The organism is Nonomuraea helvata (assembly GCF_039535785.1).
In the GTDB taxonomy this organism is placed as follows: Bacteria; Actinomycetota; Actinomycetes; order Streptosporangiales; family Streptosporangiaceae; genus Nonomuraea; species Nonomuraea helvata.
The window spans coordinates 1,274,631-1,296,959 of the sequence record NZ_BAAAXV010000001.1; the positions used below are offsets into that span (position 1 = coordinate 1,274,631).

24 protein-coding genes are annotated in these 22,329 nt (G+C 69.8%); 10 read left to right on the forward strand and 14 right to left on the reverse strand.

Going from position 1 to position 22,329, the window contains the following annotated elements; all coding sequences use genetic code 11:
• Positions 1-84: 84 nt before the first annotated feature.
• The 4 genes from ABD830_RS05815 to ABD830_RS05830 all read left to right on the forward strand — a co-directional run bounded on the left by ABD830_RS05815 (position 85) and on the right by ABD830_RS05830 (position 2,848).
• Positions 85-312: a hypothetical protein gene (locus tag ABD830_RS05815; protein ID WP_344985329.1), complete on the forward strand. Its 228-nt coding sequence runs from the start codon at positions 85-87 to the stop codon at positions 310-312.
• The gene (locus ABD830_RS05820) at positions 309-809 is read left to right on the forward strand and encodes a PH domain-containing protein (RefSeq protein ID WP_344985331.1); all 501 of its coding nucleotides are present in this window, start codon (positions 309-311) and stop codon (positions 807-809) included. Before ABD830_RS05815 ends, ABD830_RS05820 begins: the two co-directional genes overlap by 4 nt.
• Positions 806-2,437 (forward strand): PH domain-containing protein, encoded by a 1,632-nt coding sequence (locus ABD830_RS05825; RefSeq protein ID WP_344985332.1) that lies wholly within the window; start codon positions 806-808, stop codon positions 2,435-2,437. The genes ABD830_RS05820 and ABD830_RS05825 overlap by 4 nt, the downstream gene beginning before the upstream one ends.
• Positions 2,438-2,596: 159 nt before the next feature.
• Complete coding sequence (locus ABD830_RS05830) at positions 2,597-2,848, forward strand: ATP-binding cassette domain-containing protein (RefSeq protein WP_344985333.1); 252 nt, start codon at positions 2,597-2,599, stop codon at positions 2,846-2,848.
• A gap of 10 nt (positions 2,849-2,858) precedes the next feature.
• Here the strand turns inward: ABD830_RS05830 and ABD830_RS05835 are convergent, their stop codons facing one another.
• The 6 genes from ABD830_RS05835 to ABD830_RS05860 all read right to left on the reverse strand — a co-directional run bounded on the left by ABD830_RS05835 (position 2,859) and on the right by ABD830_RS05860 (position 9,168).
• Positions 2,859-3,476, reverse strand: a complete 618-nt coding sequence (locus tag ABD830_RS05835; protein WP_344987637.1) for a zinc ribbon domain-containing protein — start codon at positions 3,474-3,476, stop codon at positions 2,859-2,861.
• Complete coding sequence (locus ABD830_RS05840) at positions 3,470-4,060, reverse strand: hypothetical protein (RefSeq protein WP_344985334.1); 591 nt, start codon at positions 4,058-4,060, stop codon at positions 3,470-3,472. The genes ABD830_RS05835 and ABD830_RS05840 overlap by 7 nt, the downstream gene beginning before the upstream one ends.
• A gap of 73 nt (positions 4,061-4,133) precedes the next feature.
• A complete protein-coding gene (locus tag ABD830_RS05845; protein ID WP_344985335.1) occupies positions 4,134-4,451 on the reverse strand; it encodes a hypothetical protein in 318 nt (105 codons plus the stop codon).
• Between the two features lie 165 nt (positions 4,452-4,616).
• On the reverse strand, positions 4,617-6,146 hold the full coding sequence (locus ABD830_RS05850) for a hypothetical protein (RefSeq protein WP_344985336.1): 1,530 nt from the start codon (positions 6,144-6,146) through the stop codon (positions 4,617-4,619).
• An 87-nt stretch (positions 6,147-6,233) separates the two neighbouring features.
• Positions 6,234-7,670 carry a serine/threonine-protein kinase gene (locus ABD830_RS05855; protein ID WP_344985338.1) on the reverse strand — a complete coding sequence of 479 codons (1,437 nt, stop codon included), beginning with the start codon at positions 7,668-7,670 and terminating at the stop codon, positions 6,234-6,236.
• Entirely contained in the window at positions 7,660-9,168 is a 1,509-nt protein-coding gene (locus ABD830_RS05860) for a serine/threonine-protein kinase (protein WP_344985339.1), read from the reverse strand. The genes ABD830_RS05855 and ABD830_RS05860 overlap by 11 nt, the downstream gene beginning before the upstream one ends.
• Positions 9,169-9,198: 30 nt before the next feature.
• On the opposite strand from ABD830_RS05860, the gene ABD830_RS05865 reads away from it, so the two are divergent.
• Entirely contained in the window at positions 9,199-10,968 is a 1,770-nt protein-coding gene (locus ABD830_RS05865) for a DEDD exonuclease domain-containing protein (protein ID WP_425567067.1), read from the forward strand.
• A gap of 17 nt (positions 10,969-10,985) precedes the next feature.
• The gene (locus ABD830_RS05870; RefSeq protein WP_344985341.1) at positions 10,986-11,273 is read left to right on the forward strand and encodes an Lrp/AsnC family transcriptional regulator; all 288 of its coding nucleotides are present in this window, start codon (positions 10,986-10,988) and stop codon (positions 11,271-11,273) included.
• A 106-nt stretch (positions 11,274-11,379) separates the two neighbouring features.
• Here ABD830_RS05870 and qcrB read toward each other — a convergent pair whose 3' ends face one another.
• The 4 genes from qcrB to ctaE are packed head-to-tail and all read right to left on the reverse strand — an operon-like array spanning position 11,380 to position 15,621.
• Positions 11,380-13,038 carry a cytochrome bc1 complex cytochrome b subunit gene (gene qcrB / locus ABD830_RS05875; RefSeq protein WP_344985343.1) on the reverse strand — a complete coding sequence of 553 codons (1,659 nt, stop codon included), beginning with the start codon at positions 13,036-13,038 and terminating at the stop codon, positions 11,380-11,382.
• The gene (gene qcrA, locus ABD830_RS05880; RefSeq protein ID WP_344985345.1) at positions 13,035-14,147 is read right to left on the reverse strand and encodes a cytochrome bc1 complex Rieske iron-sulfur subunit; all 1,113 of its coding nucleotides are present in this window, start codon (positions 14,145-14,147) and stop codon (positions 13,035-13,037) included. The genes qcrB and qcrA overlap by 4 nt, the downstream gene beginning before the upstream one ends.
• Complete coding sequence (gene qcrC / locus ABD830_RS05885; protein WP_344985346.1) at positions 14,144-14,953, reverse strand: cytochrome bc1 complex diheme cytochrome c subunit; 810 nt, start codon at positions 14,951-14,953, stop codon at positions 14,144-14,146. The genes qcrA and qcrC overlap by 4 nt, the downstream gene beginning before the upstream one ends.
• A gap of 14 nt (positions 14,954-14,967) precedes the next feature.
• Complete coding sequence (gene ctaE / locus ABD830_RS05890; RefSeq protein ID WP_344985347.1) at positions 14,968-15,621, reverse strand: aa3-type cytochrome oxidase subunit III; 654 nt, start codon at positions 15,619-15,621, stop codon at positions 14,968-14,970.
• A 210-nt stretch (positions 15,622-15,831) separates the two neighbouring features.
• On the opposite strand from ctaE, the gene ABD830_RS05895 reads away from it, so the two are divergent.
• The 4 genes from ABD830_RS05895 (at position 15,832) to ABD830_RS05910 (ending at position 18,030) form a co-directional block, all read left to right on the forward strand.
• A complete protein-coding gene (locus ABD830_RS05895; RefSeq protein ID WP_344987638.1) occupies positions 15,832-16,230 on the forward strand; it encodes a hypothetical protein in 399 nt (132 codons plus the stop codon).
• Between the two features lie 6 nt (positions 16,231-16,236).
• On the forward strand, positions 16,237-17,283 hold the full coding sequence (gene trpD, locus ABD830_RS05900) for an anthranilate phosphoribosyltransferase (protein ID WP_344985348.1): 1,047 nt from the start codon (positions 16,237-16,239) through the stop codon (positions 17,281-17,283).
• Positions 17,284-17,390: 107 nt separating this feature from the next.
• Positions 17,391-17,690 carry an aminotransferase class V-fold PLP-dependent enzyme gene (locus ABD830_RS05905; protein ID WP_344985349.1) on the forward strand — a complete coding sequence of 100 codons (300 nt, stop codon included), beginning with the start codon at positions 17,391-17,393 and terminating at the stop codon, positions 17,688-17,690.
• Positions 17,691-17,748: 58 nt separating this feature from the next.
• Complete coding sequence (locus ABD830_RS05910; protein WP_344987639.1) at positions 17,749-18,030, forward strand: aminotransferase class V-fold PLP-dependent enzyme; 282 nt, start codon at positions 17,749-17,751, stop codon at positions 18,028-18,030.
• 45 nt (positions 18,031-18,075) lie between these two features.
• On the opposite strand, the gene ABD830_RS05915 is transcribed toward ABD830_RS05910, so the two are convergent.
• The 4 genes from ABD830_RS05915 to ctaC form a co-directional block, all read right to left on the reverse strand.
• A complete protein-coding gene (locus ABD830_RS05915) occupies positions 18,076-19,278 on the reverse strand; it encodes a L,D-transpeptidase (protein WP_344985351.1) in 1,203 nt (400 codons plus the stop codon).
• Positions 19,279-19,419: 141 nt separating this feature from the next.
• Entirely contained in the window at positions 19,420-19,833 is a 414-nt protein-coding gene (locus ABD830_RS05920; RefSeq protein WP_344985352.1) for a cytochrome c oxidase subunit 4, read from the reverse strand.
• Entirely contained in the window at positions 19,833-21,494 is a 1,662-nt protein-coding gene (gene ctaD / locus ABD830_RS05925) for an aa3-type cytochrome oxidase subunit I (RefSeq protein ID WP_344985353.1), read from the reverse strand. Before ctaD ends, ABD830_RS05920 begins: the two co-directional genes overlap by 1 nt.
• The gene (gene ctaC / locus ABD830_RS05930; RefSeq protein WP_486348591.1) at positions 21,491-22,321 is read right to left on the reverse strand and encodes an aa3-type cytochrome oxidase subunit II; all 831 of its coding nucleotides are present in this window, start codon (positions 22,319-22,321) and stop codon (positions 21,491-21,493) included. The genes ctaD and ctaC overlap by 4 nt, the downstream gene beginning before the upstream one ends.
• Positions 22,322-22,329 lie beyond the last annotated feature (8 nt).

Sequence of the window (22,329 nt, forward strand, 5' to 3'; positions counted from 1 at the left end):
GTACGGCGACAGCGACCAAAGTCGATGCCGGCCGAGACCTACGGCCGACGCGATCCTCGCGCCCCGGCGGCGACGCTTGGACCCATGAAAGCTGTGCTGACGGTGTTCGGCTGGCTGCTGCTCCTGCAAGGTCTGGGCGGCCTGCTGAACACCCTGTTCGGATGGTGGCGGTGGGCGCACGGGCTGCTCGTGGTCAACCGGCTGCCGTTCCTGGAGGGGTACGAGGTGTTCGCGGCCATCGTGATCGGGGTGCTCGGGCTGGCGCTGCTGGCCGTGGCCGACTCCATGAAGAAGGCGGAGGGCGGGCGATGACCGGGGTCGCGCGGGTGGGGCTGCGCCCGCCGCGTCACCAGGCCGACCCGCGGGCGGTCGCCTGGTGGACGGTGCAGTGGCTGATCCTCCTGGTGCCGGTGGCGGCCGCGGCGGTGGCGGCGTACTGGATCTTCACCTCGCGGCCGGTCTGGCTGGGCGTGTGCGTGGGGATCTTCGCCGCGGGATGCGTGCTGCTGGCCCTCGTGGCGCCGCGCGCCTACTACCGGGTGGAGCGGTGGGAGGTCACCGACCAGGCGGTCTACACGCGCAAGGGGTGGCTGACCCACACCTGGCGGGTGGCGCCGATGTCGCGGATCCAGCGGGTCGACACCGCGCGGGGGCCGGTGCAGCGACTGTTCGGGCTGGCGGACATCACGGTGACCACCGCCTCGTCGGCGGGGACCGTCAAGATCGCGGCGCTGGACCACGAGGTGGCGGCCGAACTGGCCGAACGCCTGACCGCCATCACGCAGGCGACGCCGGGGGACGCGACGTGACCGCCTCTCACACCGGCGACGGGCGCGGCGCGTACGGGGCCGACGGGCGCGGCGCGCGCAGGGCGTCCCTTGTCGGCGGGGCGGACGGCGGCGGGAGCTGGCGGCGGCTGGCCGGGCGGAGCCTGTGGGCGTCCGGGGTGAAGTCGCTGGCGATCGTGGCGGGTGTGGTGGCGGCGCTGGCGCGCTTCCTCGTGGGCAGCGACTGGCCGCCCGGCGGCGTCGTGGCGGTCTGTGCGGCGGCCGCGGTGCCGGTCGTGGCCGCCGTGGTGGCGTACGACGCGGCCAGGCTCCGCACCACCCGCTGGCGGCTCACCACCGAACGCCTCGAACTGCGCTCGGGCATCACGGTGCGCCAGCACCGCTCGATCCCCCTCGACCGGGTACGCAGCGTGGACCTGAGGGCCGATCCGGTGCTGCGGCTCTTCGGCCTGACCGTGGTCAAGGTCGGCACAGGTGAGCATGCGGCCGAGGGCACCGACCTGGTGCTCGACCCGCTGACCAGGCACGAGGCGGAGTCCCTGCGCCGTACCCTGCTGCGCCAGGGCGAGGCGCCCGCTCCCGGCGACGGGCCGCTGATGGAGCTGCGCTGGTCGTGGATCAGGTACGCGCCGCTGTCGGTGTGGACGTTCACCGGGACCGCGCTGGTGCTCGGGGGCCTCTACAAGGCGCTCGACTCGTTCGGGGTCGAGGGCATCGCCAAGTGGGCGGCGACCGGCCTGTGGGACTGGGTGACGGCACGGCCGCTGGTGGCGGTCCCGCTGCTCCTCGCCGTGAACGCGACCGCCGGCGTCCTCGGCGCGGTCCTGCTGTTCGCCGAGTCGTGGGGCCGTTACCGGCTGGAACGCGAGCCAGGCCGGCTCCGGCTCCGCCGCGGCCTGCTGACCACCCGTTCCCTGACGCTGGAGGAGCGCCGGCTGCGCGGCGTGGAGATCAGCGAACCGCTGCTGCTCCGGCTCGGCGGCGGGGCGCGCGTCAAGACCATCGCCACCGGGCTCGGCAAGGCGGCGGAGAACGAGACGGAGGACGTCGCCGCCCTCACCCCGCCGCTCCCCCGCGCCGTGGCCTGGCGGCTGGCCGCCGAGATCGCCGGCACTCCGGCGCCGGGCACCTCCGTCCCGGACGGGATCAGCAGCGGGGCGGGCGCGGGGGCGTTGGTGGCGCACCCGGCGGCGGCCAGGCGGAGGCGGGTGGTGCGGGCGCTGGTGACGGGCGCCGTGCTGGCCGCGGTCGCCGGGGCGGTGTCCTGGCTGGTCCCGTGGTCCTGGGTGCGGGTCTCGGTCTGGGCGGTGCCGGTGGTGGCGCTGGCGTTCGGGATGTGGGCGGCCGTGGAGGGCGCCAGGAGCCTCGGGCACGCGCTGGGCGGCCGTCATCTGCTCACCAGGCAGGGCGCGGTGGTACGGCACACCGTCGCGCTCGACCGCAAGGGCATCTCAGGCTGGACGATCAGCGAGTCGTTCTTCCAGCGCCGCTCGAGCCTGCTCACCGTCTCCGCCGTCACCGCCGCGGGCGAGGGACACTACGACGTGGTGGATGTGGGCCGCGCCGAGGGCCTGGAGCTGGCGGCTCGAGCCGTGCCGGGCCTGCTCGAGCCGTTCCTGGCCCGCGACAAGGCGCCGGAAAACCAGTGAGCCGCGTGATCCCCCCGGCTTGCCCATGCCCCTGTACTGGACAAACCCGATCCCGCGGCTCAGGTCTTGCAGGACATAACGGTATTTGGGCCACTTGCAACCGAGTTGCAGCTCCATTAACTGTTGACGCGGGTGAACGCACAGGGAGATGATCCCCGCGTGGTGCCTGGACCGGCGCTCGCCTGCCGAGCCCTCAGTTGCCGCGCGGGCGGGCGTACGATCATCGAAGACCTCACCCTCGAGCTGGCGCCGGCCGAGCGGGTGGCACTGATGGGGCCGTCGGGATCGGGCAAGACGACGCTGCTGACGACGCTCGCCGGGCTCCTCCCGCCCGCCGCAGGGCGGGTCCTGGTCAGGGGCGTGCCCCTGGACGAGCAGCCGGACCTGCGTGCCGGTTGTACGGGCTGCTGAGCGTCTCTGATCAGCTTGGCGATCCCATGTCAGTCATGATGCCTGGCGGGGGTTGCGCCCACCGTGGAGGGGTGGCGTGGGCGTGGAGATGGAATCCTGCGCCCAGCGCTGCCCCTCGCGGCCGGTGCCTTCTGGTGGGTGTGCTGATCGTTGTCATGCCCTGGTGCCGGTAGGCTGCGCGGGGCAGCCGGACCCGGCCCGTTGGTGCGCGTCCCTCCGGACGCTTGCCCGCCTGGCCGATGGGCCGGGTGGGGGAGGGTGCCCTGCGTCGCCTGGGCGCGGGGCGTGCGGTGCGGCGCCGGGTGAGTCCGGTCTTCGACCGATCCTTGCGGCGAGTCTTAGAAGCGGGCAAGCTGATCACCGCCTGGGCTTCAAGCTTGTCCACCACGGAACCAATCGCCATGGCACCGGTTGCCCGGTCCACTGCGGTCCTGGTCTGGTGGGTGAGGCCGCGGGCGGCGATGCGGCGCCACGCGCCCTGGTCGCGATCGCCCTGCCACCCACACTCCGGGCAGATGGCCCATTTCCACCCTGCGAGGGCGGGCGTGTCGGGGGATTTACGGTGCCGCAGTGGTGTCAGGCAATGCGGGCAGTGCTTGGAGGTGTTCCTGGCCGGGACAGTCACCACGGCAATGCCGATCTCGGCGGCCAAGTGCCGGATACGGTAGGCGATTTGCCTCGTACCTGCTGGGACAGGCGGGTGTTCTGGGTGCGGCCCATCCCTGCGGCCTCCAACGAGCGCAGGTCTTCCAGATAGATGACCGTAGCCTTGGCGGCGATGGCTTGATCGACGGCCCAGCGGGCGGCCGCACCGGCGAGGGCGTCGTTGAGGTTCGTGCGGCGTGCGGAGATGTGCTGGATCTCCGCATTCAGCAGAGCGTGCTTACCGTGCAGGGCCGGGTGGGGTGCGCATCCGTCGATCAGGCGCTGATAGTGGCCGGTCTTGGCATGTAGACGCTCGGACAGGCGGCGTAGACGATGTTGTTTGGCCAGCACTCCGGCAGCGCGGAACTGGGCACCGGCGCCCAGAGCGGTCAAGTTCCCGCCCGCATGCAGGCGAACGGCGCCCGCTGACAGCAGCGTGTTCAGGCCCCAGTCGACGCCGAGCGCGATGGAGTGGCCGGTGCGCCGGGCCCGGGGGACGGCGTGGGTGTAGGCCATCTCGGCTCGCACCGTGCCATCGGTCAGGCGCAGGGTGGGCAGGTACAGCACCGCGTCAGCCGGAATTGCAGGGGGCAGTGTGATAGGGCAGGCCACCCACACCCAGTCCGCATACGAGCGCGGGTCAGGGCGGGTGGGCAATTGCAACCGCAGCAGCGCCCGCCGCGGATTTGGCGTCACTGCGTTCGATGGTGGCCTGCTGCCGATCGCATGCGGCCAGCACCAGCATCAGCGCCGCCCGGGGCGCCTCCTCCAGCTCGAACACATCGGTCGGCAGCCGCCTATGAGTCTGTACGAACGCGGCAATCTGCCGGGTACGGGCCTTGATGATTCTGGCGGGCAGATCCCGGCCGCCGGGAATCGCGGCGCGAACGGCGTCCCACTCCTGGGCGGTACGCTTGTGCGCATCGGCGGGCCAGGTAACCAGCACACCCGCGATCACCCCTGCCCGCCAGTGGGCCGAGCGCAGCAGCCGCCCTGCCTGCTCTTGGGCCGTCGTGGGCGTCGCGCTGCTGATCAGCCTGCTGGCCGCCGTGCTGGTGTCGGAGGCGCTGCTGCGCGGCATCCGCGTGGAGCGCCTCCGCGACGCCCCTGCTTAGCCACCCGCCTAGCTGCCCACCGGTTGCTTGGCGAGCTGGGCCATGTACGCCCTGGCCAGGGTGAGCACCCCGTCCATCGCCTCCTTCTGGGGCATGAGCTGGACCTTGGGCGAGTTCTGTGGCTCGTCCTGCGGCCGCTGGTGACCGGAGAAGTCGATGACGACCACGACCGAGCCCTTGCGCATCACCACGGTGCCGGTGGAGGCGGAGACGTCGCTGTGCCGGTTGGTGACGAACTGCTGGTACGCGTCGTCGCCCAGCCCCTTGACGTCGATCAGCTTGCCCCAGGAGATGCCGCCCATCGACGACCGCGCCGTGACCTTGTTGCGGCCGTACTCGCTGGCGTAGTAGCCCTTGGCCGCGGTCTCGTCGGCCGCGCCCGCCCGATTGGTGAACCGGTGCACGGTGATCAGCACGCTGCGGATCTTCTTGACGTTCTTGCCGTCGCCGGGCAGGTCGAGGTTGAGCCAGCGGCACTCGGTCTGGGCGTCGTCGCCGACCTCGGTGCCGCGCGCCCGGGTGGTGGGCTTGGGCACCAGCCGCGTGGCCACCTCGGTCACGGCGCCGCAGTCGCCCGGGAACGCCGCCAGCACGGTCGGCGAGGGCGTCGGGCGCGCGCTCGGCGTGATCGGCGCCTTCGACGGCTCCGGCTTGGCGAGCACGTCGGGATGCTGCGCCTGCCAGGCCGCCACACCCTTCGCGAACTGCCCGACCAGGCCGCTCACCTCGCGGATGGCGTTCTCCTCGTTGATCGACTTGATGCCGTCGTTGGACAGGATCTGCGCGTCCTTGCGCTGCTGCCCGGCCTGGAACTTGACCCGGACCGTCATGTCGCCGACCCGGGCGTGAGCCTCGCCGAAGGAGTACCACAGCAGCTTGCTGTCGCGCCGCCAGGTGTACTGCGCGAACGCGCCCTCGCCGACGCCCGGGATGTCCTTGAGCGGCGAGATGTACTCCTTCTCGTCGGGGTCGAGCGAGGGCTTGGCCGTCTCGTTGTACTTGCCGCCCTGGTATTCGACCTCGTACGAGTTCTGCGCCATGGCCCGGCCGGTCTTGGCGCCGTCGGCCTTGTGCTGCTCGATCCGTACGTCGATCTCCCTGCTGCGCCAGAACTCGCCGAACGAGATGCGCTGGTTCATCCAGTCGCAGGTGAAGACGACCGTGTACTCGTTGTCCTCGGACCGCTTGGAGACGGTCGCGTCGGGCACGAGGCGGTCGGCCTCCTCCTTGGGCAGCATGGCGCACACGTCGGGGCCGGCTGACGCGGCGGAGGCGGCCTGCGTCGGCACGGCGCTCCGGGCCGTGGGCGGCTTGGAGGTGCCGGAGACCTTCTGGACCACGATGTAGGCGCCCACCCCTCCCGCCGCGACCAGTACGACGAGGGCGGCGGCGATCGTGGGCAGCAGCCAGGCGGGCCGCCGCGGAGCGGGTGGGGGCGGCGGCGGGGGTGGCATCGGGGGCTGGGTCGGCGGCTCGAACTGCCTTCCCGGCACCTGGTAAGGGGTGGTCGGCGGCTGCCACTCGCTACCGGGATTCACCTGGACTCCTGGGGTTGCCCTGACTTGCGGGGAAACAGCCTAGTCACACCCCTTGCAATGCGCTTGCAGTTCTGTCCCTTGACCGGCTCACTTGGCCAGTTTCGCGGAGATCAGCCGGGCGGCGTTGAGGGCCGGCTCCTTGTCCACGGGGTTCGTGACCGGAACGTCCGCACGCTGCCAGACCACCTCGCCGAGCAGGTTGCTCATGCGGAAGAGCACCGTGGTGTCGCCGAAACCCTCGGTGTTGCTGGTCATGGCTGCCTTGAAGTTGTTCTGGGTGATCGCCGCCTCCCCGACACCCGGGAGGTCGTTGACCTGACCGCGGGAGACGCGCATCACCGTGCCCTTGGCCGCGGCGCGGCTCGCCTTCTCGCTGGCGAATCGGCGCTGCGCCACCTGGGGGCCGCTGAGGTCGCCGTCAGGCTGCTCCGCCCAGGTGCGTACGACGAGGCGGTCGCCGCCCACCGAGCCCCGGCGGAGGAGCCACTGGCACTCTCCCGGCCTGTTGAGCGAGCGTTCGGGCTTGCCCTTCACGAGCTGGGCGGCCTGGGCGTCGCTGAGCAGCGTGCAGGGGTCGGGAGCCGTGGCGAACCTGCCCGTCTCGGGCCCGCTCCTGAGCGCGCCCGTGGCATACCAGCCGCCCGCGCCCAGCGCCACGACCGCGGCGAGCACCGCGGGCACGAGCCACCACCGGCGCCGGCGGACCGGGGCGGGCCCCGCCAGGGCGCCGAGCGCCTGGCGGACCTGGGCCGCCGTGGGGCGGGCGGCCGGGTTCTTCACCAGCATGGCCATGATCAGGCCGCCGAACTCGCGGCCCGCCCTCATCGGGAACGGCGGCTCGTGCAGCAGCACCGCCGCCGCGACCGCCGCGGACAGCTCCCGCTCGAACGGCGCGCGCCCCTCCACCGCCGTGTAGAGGCTGGCGCCGAGCGACCACAAGTCGGACGACGGCCCTGCGGGCTCCTCGTTGAGCCGCTCGGGGGCCATGTAGCCGGGCGAGCCCGCGAAGCCGAACCTGCCGCCCTGCCCGCCCATCTGCGTCGCGATGCCGAAGTCGGTGAGCATGGCCGAGCCGTCGGCGTCGAGCAGGATGTTCGCCGGTTTCACGTCCTGGTGGAGCATGCCGTGGGCGTGGGCCACCTCCAGTGCCGACAGCACGCGCAGCCCGATCGCGGCCACGTAGCCGGGCGGCAGCGGGCCCCGCTCCTTGATCACCTTGTCCAGCGAGCGGCCGGTGACCAGGTCCATGATGATCCACGGCTGGTCGCCCTCCAGGACGACGTCGTGCACGAGCACGATCGCCGGGTCGCGCAGCCGGCCCGCCGACCTGGCCTCGTGGATCGCGATGTCGGCGAACTCGGCCCGCTGGGGCGGCGTCAGCCCCTCCGGCACGCGTACCTGCTTGACCGCCACCTGGCGGTCGAGGATCTCGTCGATGGCCCGCCACACCGTGCCCGCGCCGCCCTGCCCGAGCCGCTCGATCAGGCGGTAGCGGCCGGCCAGCTGGTAGAGCTCATCGGGCATTGCGCAGCACCTGCTCGCTCGCCTGCGCCGCCTTCAGCGCCGTCTGCTTGATCTCCTCGTCCGTCGGCTTGTCGCTGAGCGTGGAGTAGCTGACGGCGACCACCAGGTTGGCCAGCCGGTAGAAGACGTACGCGGAGTGGACGCGTCCGGTGGAACCCTTCAGCTCGAACCCGAACGCCTCCTCGGCGACGCCGGTGACCTGGTGGACCGGGGTGCGCTTGGCCTGCTGCGCGTTCTTCGCGCCGATCTCGGGCCAGATCCAGTCGACGCTGCCGTACCTGGCCCACTTGCGTTTCTGGCTCTCGAAGAGCCGGTGGGCCGAGACCGGGGTCATCGACCAGGGGTCGACGGTGTCGGAGTCCTTCTGCACCTGCAGGTCCACCCCTGTGTTGGTGACCGGCCAGCCGCACTTGGGGCCCTCGTCGTCGCTGCTCGGCTGCCCCTTCGGCGGCTGCTGCATACGCAGCAGCCTGCCCACGTCCTGCCGGGTGAGCAGCGTGCACACGTCCATGGGCACGGTGAACGCGGCCGGCGCCGAGTCCGCCCGGTCCCGCAGGACGAGGAAGGCGGTCGTGCCGCCGGCGCCGAGGATCAGCGCGGACACGGCCGCGATCCACAGCGCGGCCCTGCCGCCGCGCCGGCCGACCTTGCCGGGCGCGGTGATGTCGTGGTTGACCGGCAGCGGCGGGGCCTGGCCGCCCGCGGCCACCTGCCTGAGCGCCTGCACGACCAGCCGCGGGTCGGGGCGGGCGGCCGGCTGGTGCGCCATCATGGCGGACAGCAGCGGCCCAAGGGGCCCTGGAGCGACCGGTACGGGCTCCGTCAGCGTCGCCCGCACCCGCTGGCCCGCCGACCCCTCGTAGGCCGGCGCGCCCGTCAGGGCGACGTACAGCGTGGCGCCGAGCGACCACAGGTCGCTGGCCGGGCCGCCGGGCTCGCCGGCCAGCCGCTCGGGCGCGATGAACCCCGGTGAGCCGATCATCAGGCCCTGCTCGGTGAGCGTGGCCTGGCCCTCCTGCCTGGCGATGCCGAAGTCGGTGAGCACCACCCGGCCGCTCTCGGTCACGAAGACGTTGCCCGGCTTGACGTCGCGGTGCTGCAGCCCCTGCGCGTGGGCCGTCATCAACGCCTCCAGCACGTCCGCGCCGACGCGCGCGGCATGGTCGGCCGGCATGGGTCCGAACTCGCGCACCGTCTCGCCGAGCGTGCGGCCCCGGAGCAGCTCCATGACCAGCCAAGGGCGGTCGTTCTCGACGACCACGTCGTGCAGCGCCACGATGCCGGGATGCCGCAGGCGCGCGGTGGCCTGCGCCTCGCGCACGGCCCGCTTCACCGAGTCGGAGCGTTCCTTGGGCGACATGCCCTCGGCCAGCGTGAGCTCCTTGACCGCGACATCGCGGTCAAGCATCTCATCCCTGGCCAGCCACACCTTTCCCATGCCACCCGCGCCTAGAGGGCGCATCAGGGCATAGCGGCCGGCAAGTCTTCCCGCGGACATACACGGAAGGGTAACTAAGGATCAAGAGGGATGGTTATTCGTTCCTGTCGGTCCTCCTCTCTATGGTCTTGGATCGTGGACGCGGTTCAAGGCACTCTCGACGAGCTCGGCACTCCGCTGAGCGACGTCACGTTCGTCGTGTTCGACCTCGAGACCACCGGCGGCGCCCCGTCCGACGACGCCATCACCGAGATCGGCGCGGTCAAGGTGCGGGCGGGCGAGGTGCTCGGCGAGTTCTCCACGCTGGTCGATCCCGGCGGGCCGATCCCGCCGTTCATCTCCGTGCTGACCGGCATCACCGACGCCATGGTCACCGCGGCGCCGCGGATCGAGGCGGTGCTGCCGAGCTTTCTCGAGTTCATCCGCGGGGCCACGCTGGTGGCCCACAACGCCGGCTTCGACACGCGCTTCGTCAAGGCCGCCTGCGCCGCCCACGGCTATCCCCCGCCCGCCAATCCGGTCGTCGACACCGTCGACCTGGCCCGCCGGGTGCTGACCCGCGACGAGGTGCCCAACGCCAAGCTGGGGACGCTGGCCAGGTTCTTCCGCAGCGCCACCGAGCCGTGCCACCGCGCCCTGGAGGACGCCAGGGCCACCGTCGACGTGCTCCACGGGCTGATCGAGCGGGCCGGGTCGTTCCAGGTGCACACGCTCGAAGAGCTCAAGTCCTTCGTCCGCGCCCCCACGCCCGAGCAGCAGCGCAAGCGCCACCTGGCCGAGTCCGTCCCGCACGCCCCCGGGGTCTACTTCTTCGAGGACGAGCGCGGCGAGGTGCTCTACATCGGCAAGAGCACCAACCTGCGCAACCGCGTACGCTCCTACTTCACGGCCAGCGAGACCCGCCCGCGCATCCGCGAGATGATCGGCATCGCCGAGCGGGTGCGCCACATCGTCTGCGCGACCGCCCTGGAGGCGGAGGTCAGGGAGCTGCGCCTGATCGGCGGCGCCAAGCCCCGCTACAACCGCCGCTCCCGCTTCCCCGAGAAGGTGCTCTGGCTCAAGCTCACCACCGAGGCGTTCCCGCGCCTGTCGATCGTCCGCGAGGTCAAGGACGACGGGGCCACCTACCTCGGCCCGTTCACGAGCGCCCGCCTCGCCGACGACGCCCGCATCGCGCTGCACGAGGCGGTCCCGCTGCGCCAGTGCACCCAGCCGGTGTCGCTGCGCACCCAGCGGGCGGCCTGCGTGCTGCACGAGATGGGCCGCTGCGGCGCGCCCTGCGCGGGCAAGGAGAGCCAGGAGGAGTACGCGCTCCACGTGGAGAGCGCGCGCCGGGCCATGACGCTCGACGCCTCGCTCGTCTTCACCGCCGTGTCGGCCCGCATGGAGCGGCTGTCGGTGGAGCAGCGCTACGAGGAGGCGTCGGTCGACCGCGACCGGCTGGCGTCCTTCGTCCGCACGGCGGCCCGCATGCAGCGCCTGAGCGCCATCACGCGCATCCCGCAGTTAGTGGCCGCCAGTCCGGCCTTCGGCGGCGGCTGGGACATCCACGTCATCCGGTACGGGCGGCTCGCGGCGGCCGGCGTCATGCCCAAGGGCACCCATCCGACCCCCTTCGTGGCCTCCCTGACGGCCACCGCCGAGGCCGTCATCCCGGGGCCCGGCCCGGTCCACGCCGCCAGCGCCGAGGAGACCGAGTGCATCCTGCGCTGGCTGGAGTCGCCCGGGGTCCGGCTGGTGGAGGTGGACGGCGAGTGGAGCGTGCCCGCCTGGGGCGCCGCCCGCCACAAGGCCCGCATCGACCTGGCGTACCGGCATCTCGATCAGGGGCGCAACCGGGAGGGGCGGCCCCTGAGGTGAAACGATAGAGTTGATCCATGGTCACGGCTATCGTCCACATCAATGCAGAGGTAGACCGGATCCCGGAGGTCGCCCAGACGATCGCCGAGATCGAAGGGGTCAGCGAGGTCTACTCCATCACCGGCGACTACGACCTGCTGGCGATGGTGCGGGTGGCCGCCTATGAGGAGATCGCCGAGGTGGTGCCCGGGCGGATCAACAAGGTCGCCGGGGTGCTGCACACGGAGACGCACATCGCGTTCCGCGCGTACTCCAAGCACGACCTGGACGCCGCCTTCTCGATCGGCTTCCCCGAGGCCGACTGACCCGCCTCCCGCCCTTCCGAGAAGGGCGCAGCCGTAAAAGGTCATCACACAGAGAACCGGGCCCGGACGGAATGATCCGTCCGGGCCCGGTTCTTGAAGACAGACCTCAGTGGGTCAGGCTGCGGTCGTCGTCGCCACCGGTGCCGATGGCGGCGTGCTCCTCCTCGTGCCCGTGCCCGTGACCGTCGTCCAGCGGGATCTTCTCCCCGCCGTACGCCTTCGACATGCGCGCGCGCAGCTTGCCGAGCGGACCGCGCATACCCTTCGGCGGGATGCCCGCGGCGTCCTCGGCCACCGGCAGCATCGCCACCGGCTCCTTGCCGCGCACGTGGGCCTCGATGTCGTCCGCCTGCGCCGTGTGGACCTCGATGAACTCACCGTGCGGAAGCCGCTTGATGACGCCGGACTCCACGCCGTGCGAGACGACCGCGGCGTCGGAGCGCTGCAGGCCGAGGCACATGCGGTAGGTGATCAGGTACGCCAGCGCCGGCGCCACGAAGATCAGCACCCGGCCGGCGTACGTCGTCCAGTTGAGGCTGACGTGGAAGTTCGCCGCGATCTCGTCGTTGGCGCCGAGCAGCCAGAGCACGCCGTAGAACGTGATGGCCGCCATGCCGATCGAGGTGCGGTGCGGGTTGTTGCGCGGCCGGTCGGCGATGTGGTGCTCGCGGTGGTCGCCCGTCACCCAGCGTTCGAGGAACGGATAGAGCGCGAGCCCGGTCATGATGATGCCCATCGGCACCAGAGCCGGGATGATCACGCTCAACGGCAGCGTGCCCGCGTTGGAGGTGCCGAAGAGGTTGATCTCCCACGGCACCATGATGCGCAGCGCGCCCTCGAGGAAGCCCATGTAGAAGTCGGGCTGCGAACCGGCCGAGATGTCGGCGGGCGTGTAGGGGCCGAACAGCCAGATCGGGTTGATCTGGGTGAACGTCGCCAGCCCCGCCACCGTGGCGAGCGTGAACAGGAAGTACGCCCCCGCCTTGGCCATGAAGGCCGGGTAGAACGGCGCGCCCACCACGTTCTGGTTGCTCCGCCCCTTGCCCGGCATCTGGGTGTGCTTCTGCACCCACATGAGCACCATGTGCGCCGAGATCAGCGCCAGCAGGATGCCCGGGATGAGCAGGATGTGCAGCGAGTAGAACCGGGAGATGACCGCCTCACCCGGATACTCCCCGCCGAACAGGAAGAACGTGATGTACGTACCGACCAGCGGCAGCGAGATCGCCACACCCTCGGTGATCCGCAGACCGGCGCCGGACAGCAGGTCGTCGGGGAGCGAGTAGCCGGTCAGGCCCTCGGCGAGCGCCAGCGTGAGCAGCAGGACACCGATGATCCAGTTGAGCTCGCGCGGCTTGCGGTAGGCGCCCGTGAAGAACACCCGCAGCATGTGGACCATCATGCCGGCCACGAACATCAGGGCCGCCCAGTGGTGCATCTGCCGGATCAGCAGACCACCACGGACGTCGAAGCTGAGCTCCAGCGACGACGCGTAGGCCTCCGACATCATCACGCCCTTGAGCGGCGCGTACGAGCCGTCGTAGGCGACCTCCATCATGCTCGGCTTGAACCAGAACGTCAGGAACGTACCGGTCAGCAGCAGGATGACGAACGAGTAGAGCGCGATCTCGCCCAGCAGGAACGACCAGTGGTCCGGGAAGATCTTGCGCAGGTTGCGCTTGAGGAAGTTGGCCCCGCCGAGGCGGTCGTCGAGGAAGGTCGACGGCCCCGCGATGCCCTTGGGAACGGCATTGAGCTCGCTCATGCCTGGCCCCCCTTCTCCCTGGCCGCCCGCTCGGCGTCACCGCGTTCCCAGAAGCTGGGGCCGACCGGCACCTCGAAGTCTCCCTTGGCGATCAGGTAGCCCTCGGAGTCGACGGTGATGGGCAGCTGCGGCAGCGGCCGGGCGGCCGGGCCGAAGATGACCTTCGCACCGTCTGCCGCGTCGAACGTCGACTGGTGGCAGGGGCAGAGAATGTGATGGGTGTTCTGCTCGTAGAGGGCGGCAGGGCAGCCCACGTGCGTGCAGATCTTGGAGTACGCCACGATGCCGTCGTGCGTCCAGTTCTGCCGGACGCCGCTCTTGATCTCCTCCGGGCGGAACTTGATCAGGATCAGCGTGGCCTTGGCGAGGGCGTTGAGGTCGTGCTGGTAGCCCTCGGGGACCACCGACAGGATGCCGCCGGGCGAGTTGAAGTCGGCTGCCCGGATCGGCTGGCCGGTGCCCTCGACGACAAGCCTGAGCGGCTTGCCGTCCTTGGTCTTCTCTCCCCAGACCGTGTGGCGCAGCATCTTGTTGAACTTGGCGCCGGGCATCTTGCTGTTGTCGAGGTCGCGCAGCAGCACCAGCGGCACCAGGCCGAGCGGCGCGGCGGCCAGCAGCAGCGTGCGGCGCAGCAGCTTGCGCTTGACGAACCCGCTCTCGTTGGCGCCCTGGACGAACGTGTCGGCCACGACCTCGCGGTCGTCCTCGTCGGAGGCCATCACGTGGCGCTCCTGGACCAGGGAGTACTTCGGCATGATCTGGCGGACCCAGATCACGATGCCGACCGCCAGCCCCAGGACCGCCAGCGTCAGCGTGCCGCCCAGCGCGAGGTTGGACACCCCGGTCTTCTCGGGGCTGCCGACCTGGAAGACCACGTAGGAGATGATGAACGCGACGGCCGCGAGGAACGTGATCGTGAAGCAGAGCGCCACGATCTTCTCGGCCTTGCGGGCCTTGCTCTCATCGGGCAGCGTGACGCCCGGGACTTCCCTCTCGACGTCCGCCGCTTCGACGGTGCCGAGCATCGAGGTGCCCGGCGCGGGGGTGCCGATGACGCGCTTGGGTACGCGCTCATCGGGCTGCTCGATCTCGTGCTCGTTCTCTGTCATGACTTCTGTCGCTTCTTCGCGGTGATCCAGATGGCGGCGAGTGCGAGGACGCTCAGGCCCGCGATCCACGCTACGAGACCTTCGGTGACCGGGCCGATGCGCCCCAGGCCGAAACCGCCCGGGTCCTTCTGCTCGCGGACCTGGGTGATGTAGGCGATCATGCTGCGCTTCTCTTCAGGCGTGATCGTCGAGTCGTTGAAGACGGGCATCGCCTGCGGGCCGGTGACCATCGCCTCGTAGATCTGCGTGGGGGTCGCCGAGTTGAGGTTGGGCGCGTACTTGCCCTGCGTGAGGGCGCCGCCGGCGCCGACCCAGTTGTGACACTGGATGCAGTTGGCACGGAACAGCTCGCCGCCCTTGCCCGCGTCGCCGAGCTTGGCGTCGACCTGCTCCGAGGCGGGTACCTGCGGGCCGCCGCCGAGGGACTGGACGTAGGCGCCGATCTGCTTGATCTTCGTCTCGTCGACCCAGGGCGCCAGCGGCTTGCGCGGAGCCTGCGGGCCGGGGTTGGCGGCGGGCATGCGGCCGGTGCTCATCTGGAAGTCGACGGCAGCGGCGCCGACGCCGACGAGCGTGGGTGCCGTCGAGGTGCCCTGCGCGTTCATGCCGTGGCAGCTGGAGCAGTGCTGAACGAACAGGCTCCTGCCCTCGGCCACGTCATCGACCTTGCCGGACGCCAGTGCCGCGTCGGCAGGCTTGCCCGCCTGGACAAAAGCGGCGTATACCATCCCGACCAGCGCCAACGCCAAAATCAGGACGGCATATCTCGCGAGGGGATGCCGCCGCCAAGCGGTGATCCTAGTCACAGAGATCCCGTTCCTTAACGAATGATGTAGATGGTCGAGAAGAGACCAATCCAGACGACGTCTACGAAGTGCCAGTAGTAAGACACGACGATCGCGCTGGTGGCCTGCTCATGCGTGAAGCGCTTCGCGGCGTACGTGCGTCCCAGCATGAACAGGAACGCGAAAAGGCCACCGGTCACGTGCAGGCCATGGAAGCCCGTCGTCAGGTAGAACACCGAGGTGTAGGCGTTAGCGGACAGGGTCGCGCCCTCTGACGCCAGCTCGCCGTACTCGTACAGCTGCCCGGCCACGAAGACCGCGCCCATGAGGAAGCTGACGATGTACCAGAAGCGGAGCTTTTGGACCTGCCCCTTCTCTGCGGCCCACACACCGAGCTGGCACGTCACACTCGACAGAACCAGGATGATCGTGTTGGCCGTCGCGAACGGGATGTTCAGGTGAGCGCCCTCAGCGACCTCGAGGCCCGCCTTGTGCAGCGCGGGACCCCAGACGAGGCCGTTGCCCTCGCTCACCGACCGGATGGTGAAGTACATCGCGAACAGCGCCGCGAAGAACATGAGCTCGGAGGACAGCCAGACGATCGTACCGACGCTGACCAGATTGGGTCGGCGGTACGACTGTGCTGTCGTCGTCGAAGTTATTGCGGATGCTGTCGCCACGGGCAGCATTATTGCGGCTTCAGTGGTCGGTCCCGCGCACGACCCCCCGGTTAGCAGGTACAAACCGGGAAGCAACCTGGGAAAATCGCCCCAAAACCCCCTGTCAGGCACGGTGGCCTGGGAATGCACACCGGCGCACCGGTAGCATCCGAGGTGACCATACCGCTACAAGGGATAGTGAGCGCGACAGTGACGTCCACCGGGAGCACCGCCGACACGATGAGGGTCCTCGTCTACAGCGACGACGCCGCCACCAGGGCCGAGGTGAGCCAGGCCATCGGCAGGCGCCCGGCGGCCGACGTGCCCTTCGTCGAGATCGTGGAGTGCGCCACCGAGCCCAAGGTCCACCAGTGGCTCGGCTCCGGCGAGATCGACGTGGCCGTCCTCGACGGCGAGACGCAGCCCGCGGGCGGCATGGGCATCTCCCGCCAGGCCAAGGACGAGGTCTACGACTGCCCGCCCATCTGCCTGCTCATCGCCAGGCGCGACGACCGCTGGCTGGCCGCGTGGTCCAAGGCGGACGCCGTGGTGCCGCAGCCGCTGGAGCCCATGGTCCTCGCCGACACGGTGGCCGACCTGATGCGCCGCCGCTCCTCCACCCGACTCAACGCCAAGTAGGTGCCCATGGACTCCCGGACGACCTGGCCCACCCTGCTCTCCGCCCTCCTGTCCGGCGAGCACCTCACCTCCGACGAGTCGGCCTGGGCGATGCGGGAGATCATGTCCGGCGCCGCGACGCCGTCGCAGATCGCGGGGTTCGTGATCGCGCTGCGGGCCAAGGGCGAGACGGTGGCCGAGGTGGTGGGCCTGGCCCGCACCATGCTGGAGCTGGCCACGCCGCTGAACGTGGAGGGGCCCGTGGTCGACATCGTCGGCACGGGAGGCGACCGCGCCCACACCGTCAACGTCTCCACGATGGCCGCCATCGTGACCGCCGCCGCGGGCGGCCGGGTGGTCAAGCACGGCAACCGCGCGGCCTCGTCCTCGTGCGGCGCCGCCGACGTCCTGGAGCACCTGGGGATCCGACTCGACCTCACGCCCGAGCAGACGGCGCGGGTGGCGCGGGAGGCGGGCATCGCGTTCTGCTTCGCCCCGGTCTACCACCCCGCGCTCCGCTTCGCCGGGCCGACGCGCAAGGAGATCGGCGTTCCCACGATCTTCAACTTCCTCGGCCCGCTCACCAACCCGGCCCGCCCCGCCGCCCAGGCCATCGGCGTCTTCGACCCGCGCATGCTGCCCGTGCTGGCCGGCGTCTTCGCCGAGCGCGGCGTCTCGGCCCTGGTGTTCCGCGGCGACGACGGGCTCGACGAGCTGACCATCGCGGGCACCTCGACGGTCTGGGTGGTCAAGGAGGGCACGGCCACGCAGGCCACCTTCGACCCGACGGTCCTCGGCATCCCGCGCGCCGACGTGGGCGCGCTGCGGGGCGGCGACGTGACGTTCAACGCGCAGGCCGTACGCGATCTGCTGCAGGGCAAGACGGGGCCGGTGCGCGACGCCGTGCTGCTGAACGCCGCCGCGGCCCTGGTGGCGCTCGACGGCCCCGGCGACGACCTCGACGCGGCCATGACCGGCGGCTATGCCCGCGCGGCCCAGGCCGTCGACTCGGGCGCGGCCGCCGCCACCCTCGACCGCTGGGTCGAGGCCAGCGCCGCTTTCGGCCGCGCCTGACGGCACACTCCCGAGCGCGCCCCTTGTCCGCGGCGCGCTCGGCCGCCCCCCTTGTACGGCGCTCACCCGCCCTTCATGGCCCTCAGGCACCGCATGCTGGACGCCAAGTGCAGCACGGCGTCCCGTTCCTGCTCGACGCCTGCCAGTCCGTCGGGCAGCTGCCCGTCGACGTGCAGCAGATCGGCTGCGACATGCCGTCGGCGACCGGACGCACGTTCCTGTGCGGGCCGCGCGGCACCGGCTTCCTCTACGTCTCCGAACGGCTCATCGAGACACTGGAGCCGCCCTTCCTCGACCTGCACGCCGCGACCTGGACCGGCTCGCAGACGTACGAGATCCGCCCCGACGCCCGCCGGTTCGAGAACTGGGAGACCACGGCCACGCTGAGGCCGATCTTGGCCGCGTAGCGCCCTCAACTGGGGCATCGAGGCGATCGAGGAGCGGGTCACCGCCCTCGCGGCTCGACTGCGGCACCGGCTCGCGCAGCTGCCCGGCGTGACCGTCCAGGACCGGGGCCGGCGCCTGTGCGGCATCGTCACCTTCACCGTCGACGGCGTGCCCGCCGACGACGTCCAGCGTCAGCTCGCCGCCGCGAGCGTCAACACCAGCGTCTCAGTGGTCACCTCCGCCCGCTACGACCTGGGCGCCCGCAACCTCTCCTCCGTGGTCCGGGCATCGGTGCACTACTACAACACCGAAGAGGAGACCGACCTGCTCTGCGCGACGCTGGGCTCGCTCTCGACCTGACCCGTCAGACGGGTGGCGGCAGTCGGCGGCGTTACGGAACCGGCATCAGAACGTGATGGTCGGGCCGTCCTTCAGCACGCTCCACTTGAGCCATTCCTTCCAGTTCTCCTGCCAGTGCCCCCACCCGTTCGTGGGCTCCAGCTTCCGCGGCGACCCGGTGATGATGATCGGATCGCCGATCAAGGTGTTCTTGAGGAACCAGATGGCGTTCTCCGGGCTGACGTTCACGCAGCCGTGGCTGACGTTCGAGTTCCCCTGCGACCCCACCGACCAGGGTGCGCTGTGCACGTACTCGCCGCTGTTGGAGATGCGGACGGTGTTGTAGACGGTCAGCTGGTAGTACCCGGCCTGCCCCGGCCCGGCGTCGGGCGAGGTCATGACCGTGACGGGCTCGCGCGACATCGCCAGGTGGATGCCCGAGGTCGTGTAGTGGTTCCACGCGTCGCCCTGCCCCGCGCTCATCGGTATCTCGCGGATCTTCTTGCCGTCCCGCCGGACGATCAGGAAGTGCTCGTCGGTGCTGCCCTTGGTGATCTGCTCGCGACCGATCTTGAAGTCGAGCCGTACGTCGCGCTTGCCGTACATGCCGGGCCCTCCGCGCACGCCGGCCAGTTTCGCCTCCAGCTGCACCTTCGTGTGCGCCGGCCAGTACTTCTCCGGCCGGAAGTCCACGTGGCTGTCGTCGAACCAGTGCCACGCCCCCTCCACCGGCCTGGAGCTGCGGACGGTGAGGTTGCGCTCGACGGACACCCGGTCGGCGACGGGCTGGTCGAAGGCGATCATGATCGGCATGCCGACCCCGACCGTCAGCCCGGTGTCGTCCTTGTTCGGGGTGATCGTCTTGATGTCGAACGTCTTGTTGCCCTTGACTGTGGTGAACGTGCTCGTGGTCTCGCTCTGCTTGCCCGCGCCGTCCACGGTGACGGCGGTGACCGTGTACTGCGTGCTGGGCCTGGCGGTGACGTTGCTGCGCCAGCGGGTGCCGTCGACGCTGAGCACGCCCTCCAACGGACCGGACTTGCCCCCGTCCACCCGTACGCTCCTGAGCGTGCCCGTACGGGCCGCGACCACCACAGGCTGGTCTGTGGGTACGTTCGCGGTCTTGTCCTGCGGAGAGAACGTCACAGAGGGCCCTGACGCCCCTCCGGCCATGGCCACCCCGACGGGTTTGGATGTGCTGCCTGCGGAGCAAGCAGACAGCAGTGCCAGCGCCAGCAGCCCGGCCGATCCCTTCGCTACGTGCCCCACGAGTGACTCCCTCGTCCGCGATCGAACCGCTTCCCCCTCCTTTATTACCCTCAGTGATCGATCAACCACATCCGCATACTGGCAAAGAACGCCAAAAAGCGGGCGTTCCCCCACAAGGGAAACGCCCGCTTCGGCAACAGGTCAGTGCGAGAAGTGACCCCGGTAGTACTGGAACACGAACCCGATCATGGCCATGATGACCAGGAAGAGCCCGATCAGGAACATCCAGAAGCCGACCACGAACCCGGCGAAGGCGAAGGCCGCCGCCAGGCAGAGGAACAGCGGCCACCAGCTGCTCGGGCTGAAGAACCCGATCTCGCCCGCGCCCTCGCTGATGTCGGCCTGCTTGTTGTCCTCCGGCTGGGCGCCGATGCGCCGCGCGGTGAACATCAGGTAGTAGCCAACCATGAACGCGAACCCGACCGAGATCGCCATGGCCGTGGTGCCGACCGGCTCACCGTGGCCCGTCGCCGCCTTGGTCCAGAACCAGTAGGCGACGTCGACGCCGGCGAAGAACAGGCCGCACGCGAGGAACAGCCAACCCTGGACTCTCATCAGGCCTCGACCTCCTGCGCCTGCTTGGCCGACACGTGCGGGTAGTGCAGGTCGAACGCCGGGCGCTCGGACCGGATGCGCGGCAGCGAGGTGAAGTTGTGCCGCGGCGGCGGGCAGGAGGTCGCCCATTCGAGCGAGCCGCCGTAGCCCCAGGGGTCGTCGACCGTGACCTTGGGCGCGCTGCGCCAGGTCTTCCAGACGTTGTAGAAGAACGGCAACGTCGAGGCGCCCAGGATGAACGCGCCCACCGACGAGATCAGGTTGAGGTCGGTGAAGCCGTCAGCCGGGCTGTAGTCGGCGTAGCGGCGCGGGAAGCCGAGCATGCCGAGCCAGTGCTGGATGAGGAACGTCGTGTGGAAGCCGATGAACAGCAGCCAGAAGTGCAGCTTGCCGAGCTTGTCGTTGAGCATCCTGCCGGTGAACTTGGGCCACCAGAAGTAGAAGCCCGCGAACATGGCGAACACGACGGTGCCGAAGACCACGTAGTGGAAGTGGGCGACGACGAAGTAGGTGTCGCTGATGTGGAAGTCGAGCGGCGGCGAGGCCAGGATGACGCCCGTCAGACCGCCCAGGAGGAACGTGATGAGGAAGCCGACCGCGAACAGCATCGGCGACTCGAACGACAGATGCCCTCGCCACATCGTGCCGATCCAGTTGAAGAACTTCACACCGGTCGGCACCGCGATGAGGAACGTCATGAACGAGAAGAACGGCAGCAACACCTGCCCGGTCGGGAACATGTGGTGCGCCCAGACCGTGATGGACAGACCCGCGATCGAGATCGTCGCGGCCACGAGGCTGATGTAACCGAAGATCGGCTTGCGGCTGAAGACCGGCAGGACCTCGGTCACGATGCCGAAGAACGGCAGCGCGATGATGTAGACCTCGGGATGGCCGAAGAACCAGAACAGGTGTTGCCACAGCATCGCGCCCCCGTTGTCGGAGGCGAACACGTGTGTGCCGAGCTTGCGGTCGGCCTCGAGCACGAGCAGCGCGGCGGCCAGCACGGGGAAGGCCATCAGCACGAGCATGCTGGTCAGCAGCACGTTCCAGGTGAAGATCGGCATGCGGAACATGGTCATGCCGGGCGCGCGCATGCAGATGATCGTGGTGATGAAGTTCACCGAGCCGAGGATCGTGCCGAGACCCGACAGGGCCAGACCCATGATCCACAGGTCGCTGCCCATGCCCGGCGAGTTGATCGCGTTGGACAGCGGCGTGTAGGCGAACCAGCCGAACGAGGCCGCGCCGCCCGGGGTGAAGAAGCCCGACACGGCGATGATGCTGCCGAAGAGGTAGAGCCAGTAGCTCACCATGTTGAGGCGCGGGAACGCCACGTCGGGGGCGCCGATCTGCAGCGGCATCAGCTCGTTGGCGAAGCCGGCGAACAGCGGCGTCGCGAACATCAGCAGCATGATCGTGCCGTGCATGGTGAACAGCTGGTTGAACTGCTCGTTGCTGGTGAACTGCATGCCCGGCTGCGCCAGCTCGGCCCGCATGACCAGCGCCATGACGCCGCCGATCAGGAAGAACACGAACGACGTGATCAGATAGAGGTGCCCGATGATCTTGTGATCAGTCGAGGACAGCCACTTGGCGATCACCTGGCCCTTGGTGACGGGCCTTGCCGGCGCGCGGAGAGGTTCTTGGATGGCGGTCACTGGGCACTCCCAGCCTGGTGTGTCGCGATGTACTGGTCGAACTCAGCCTGCGGGACGAGCTTGACCGAGAAGAGCATGCGGCTGTGGTCGACGCCGCAGAGCTCGGCGCACCGGCCCGCGAAGACGCCCGTCCGGTCAAGCGTCGTGATCTGGAACTTGCTGCCCGGGTTGTCGGGCTTGATGCCGGGGATGACGTCGCGCTTGAACAGGAACTCCGGCACCCAGAACGAGTGGATGACGTCGTCGGTCGACAGGTTGAACTCGACCTTCGTCTTCGCCGGCAGGACCAGCTGGGGCCCCTGGTGATAGTCGTTCACCGGCACGCCCGCGACCGGCTGCAGCGTCTTGCCGTTGACGGTCGTGGTGAAGCGCCAGCTCCACTGGAAGGCCTCGACCTTGACCTTGACGGGCGCGTCGCCGTCGACATGCGTCAGTGCCTGGCTGTCGCGGGCGGTGAAGAAGAAGAACACCGACACCATGACAAGCGGGATCAAGGTGTAGAGCATCTCGATCGGCAGGTTGTAACGCACCTGCGGCGGGAGATCGGCCTTGGCCCTGCGCTTGCGGTGGAAGATGGCCGCCCACACGATCAACACGATGACGACGGCGCCCGTGGCGAGTGCGGCGATCCAGGCCCCGTTCCACAGACTCTGGACCACGTCGCCCTGCTCGGTGACATGGTCGGGCAGAAGGCCGCGAGACCAGTCGGCCTTCGGTACGTCATTAGCACACGCCGTAGCAGTGGCCAGCAGCAACGCCAAAGCGGCGGCGCCTGGCACCCTGCGCCGGGCCAACGAACGCCGCGTCGTACGGCGAGTCGGACTCACGGATCGCC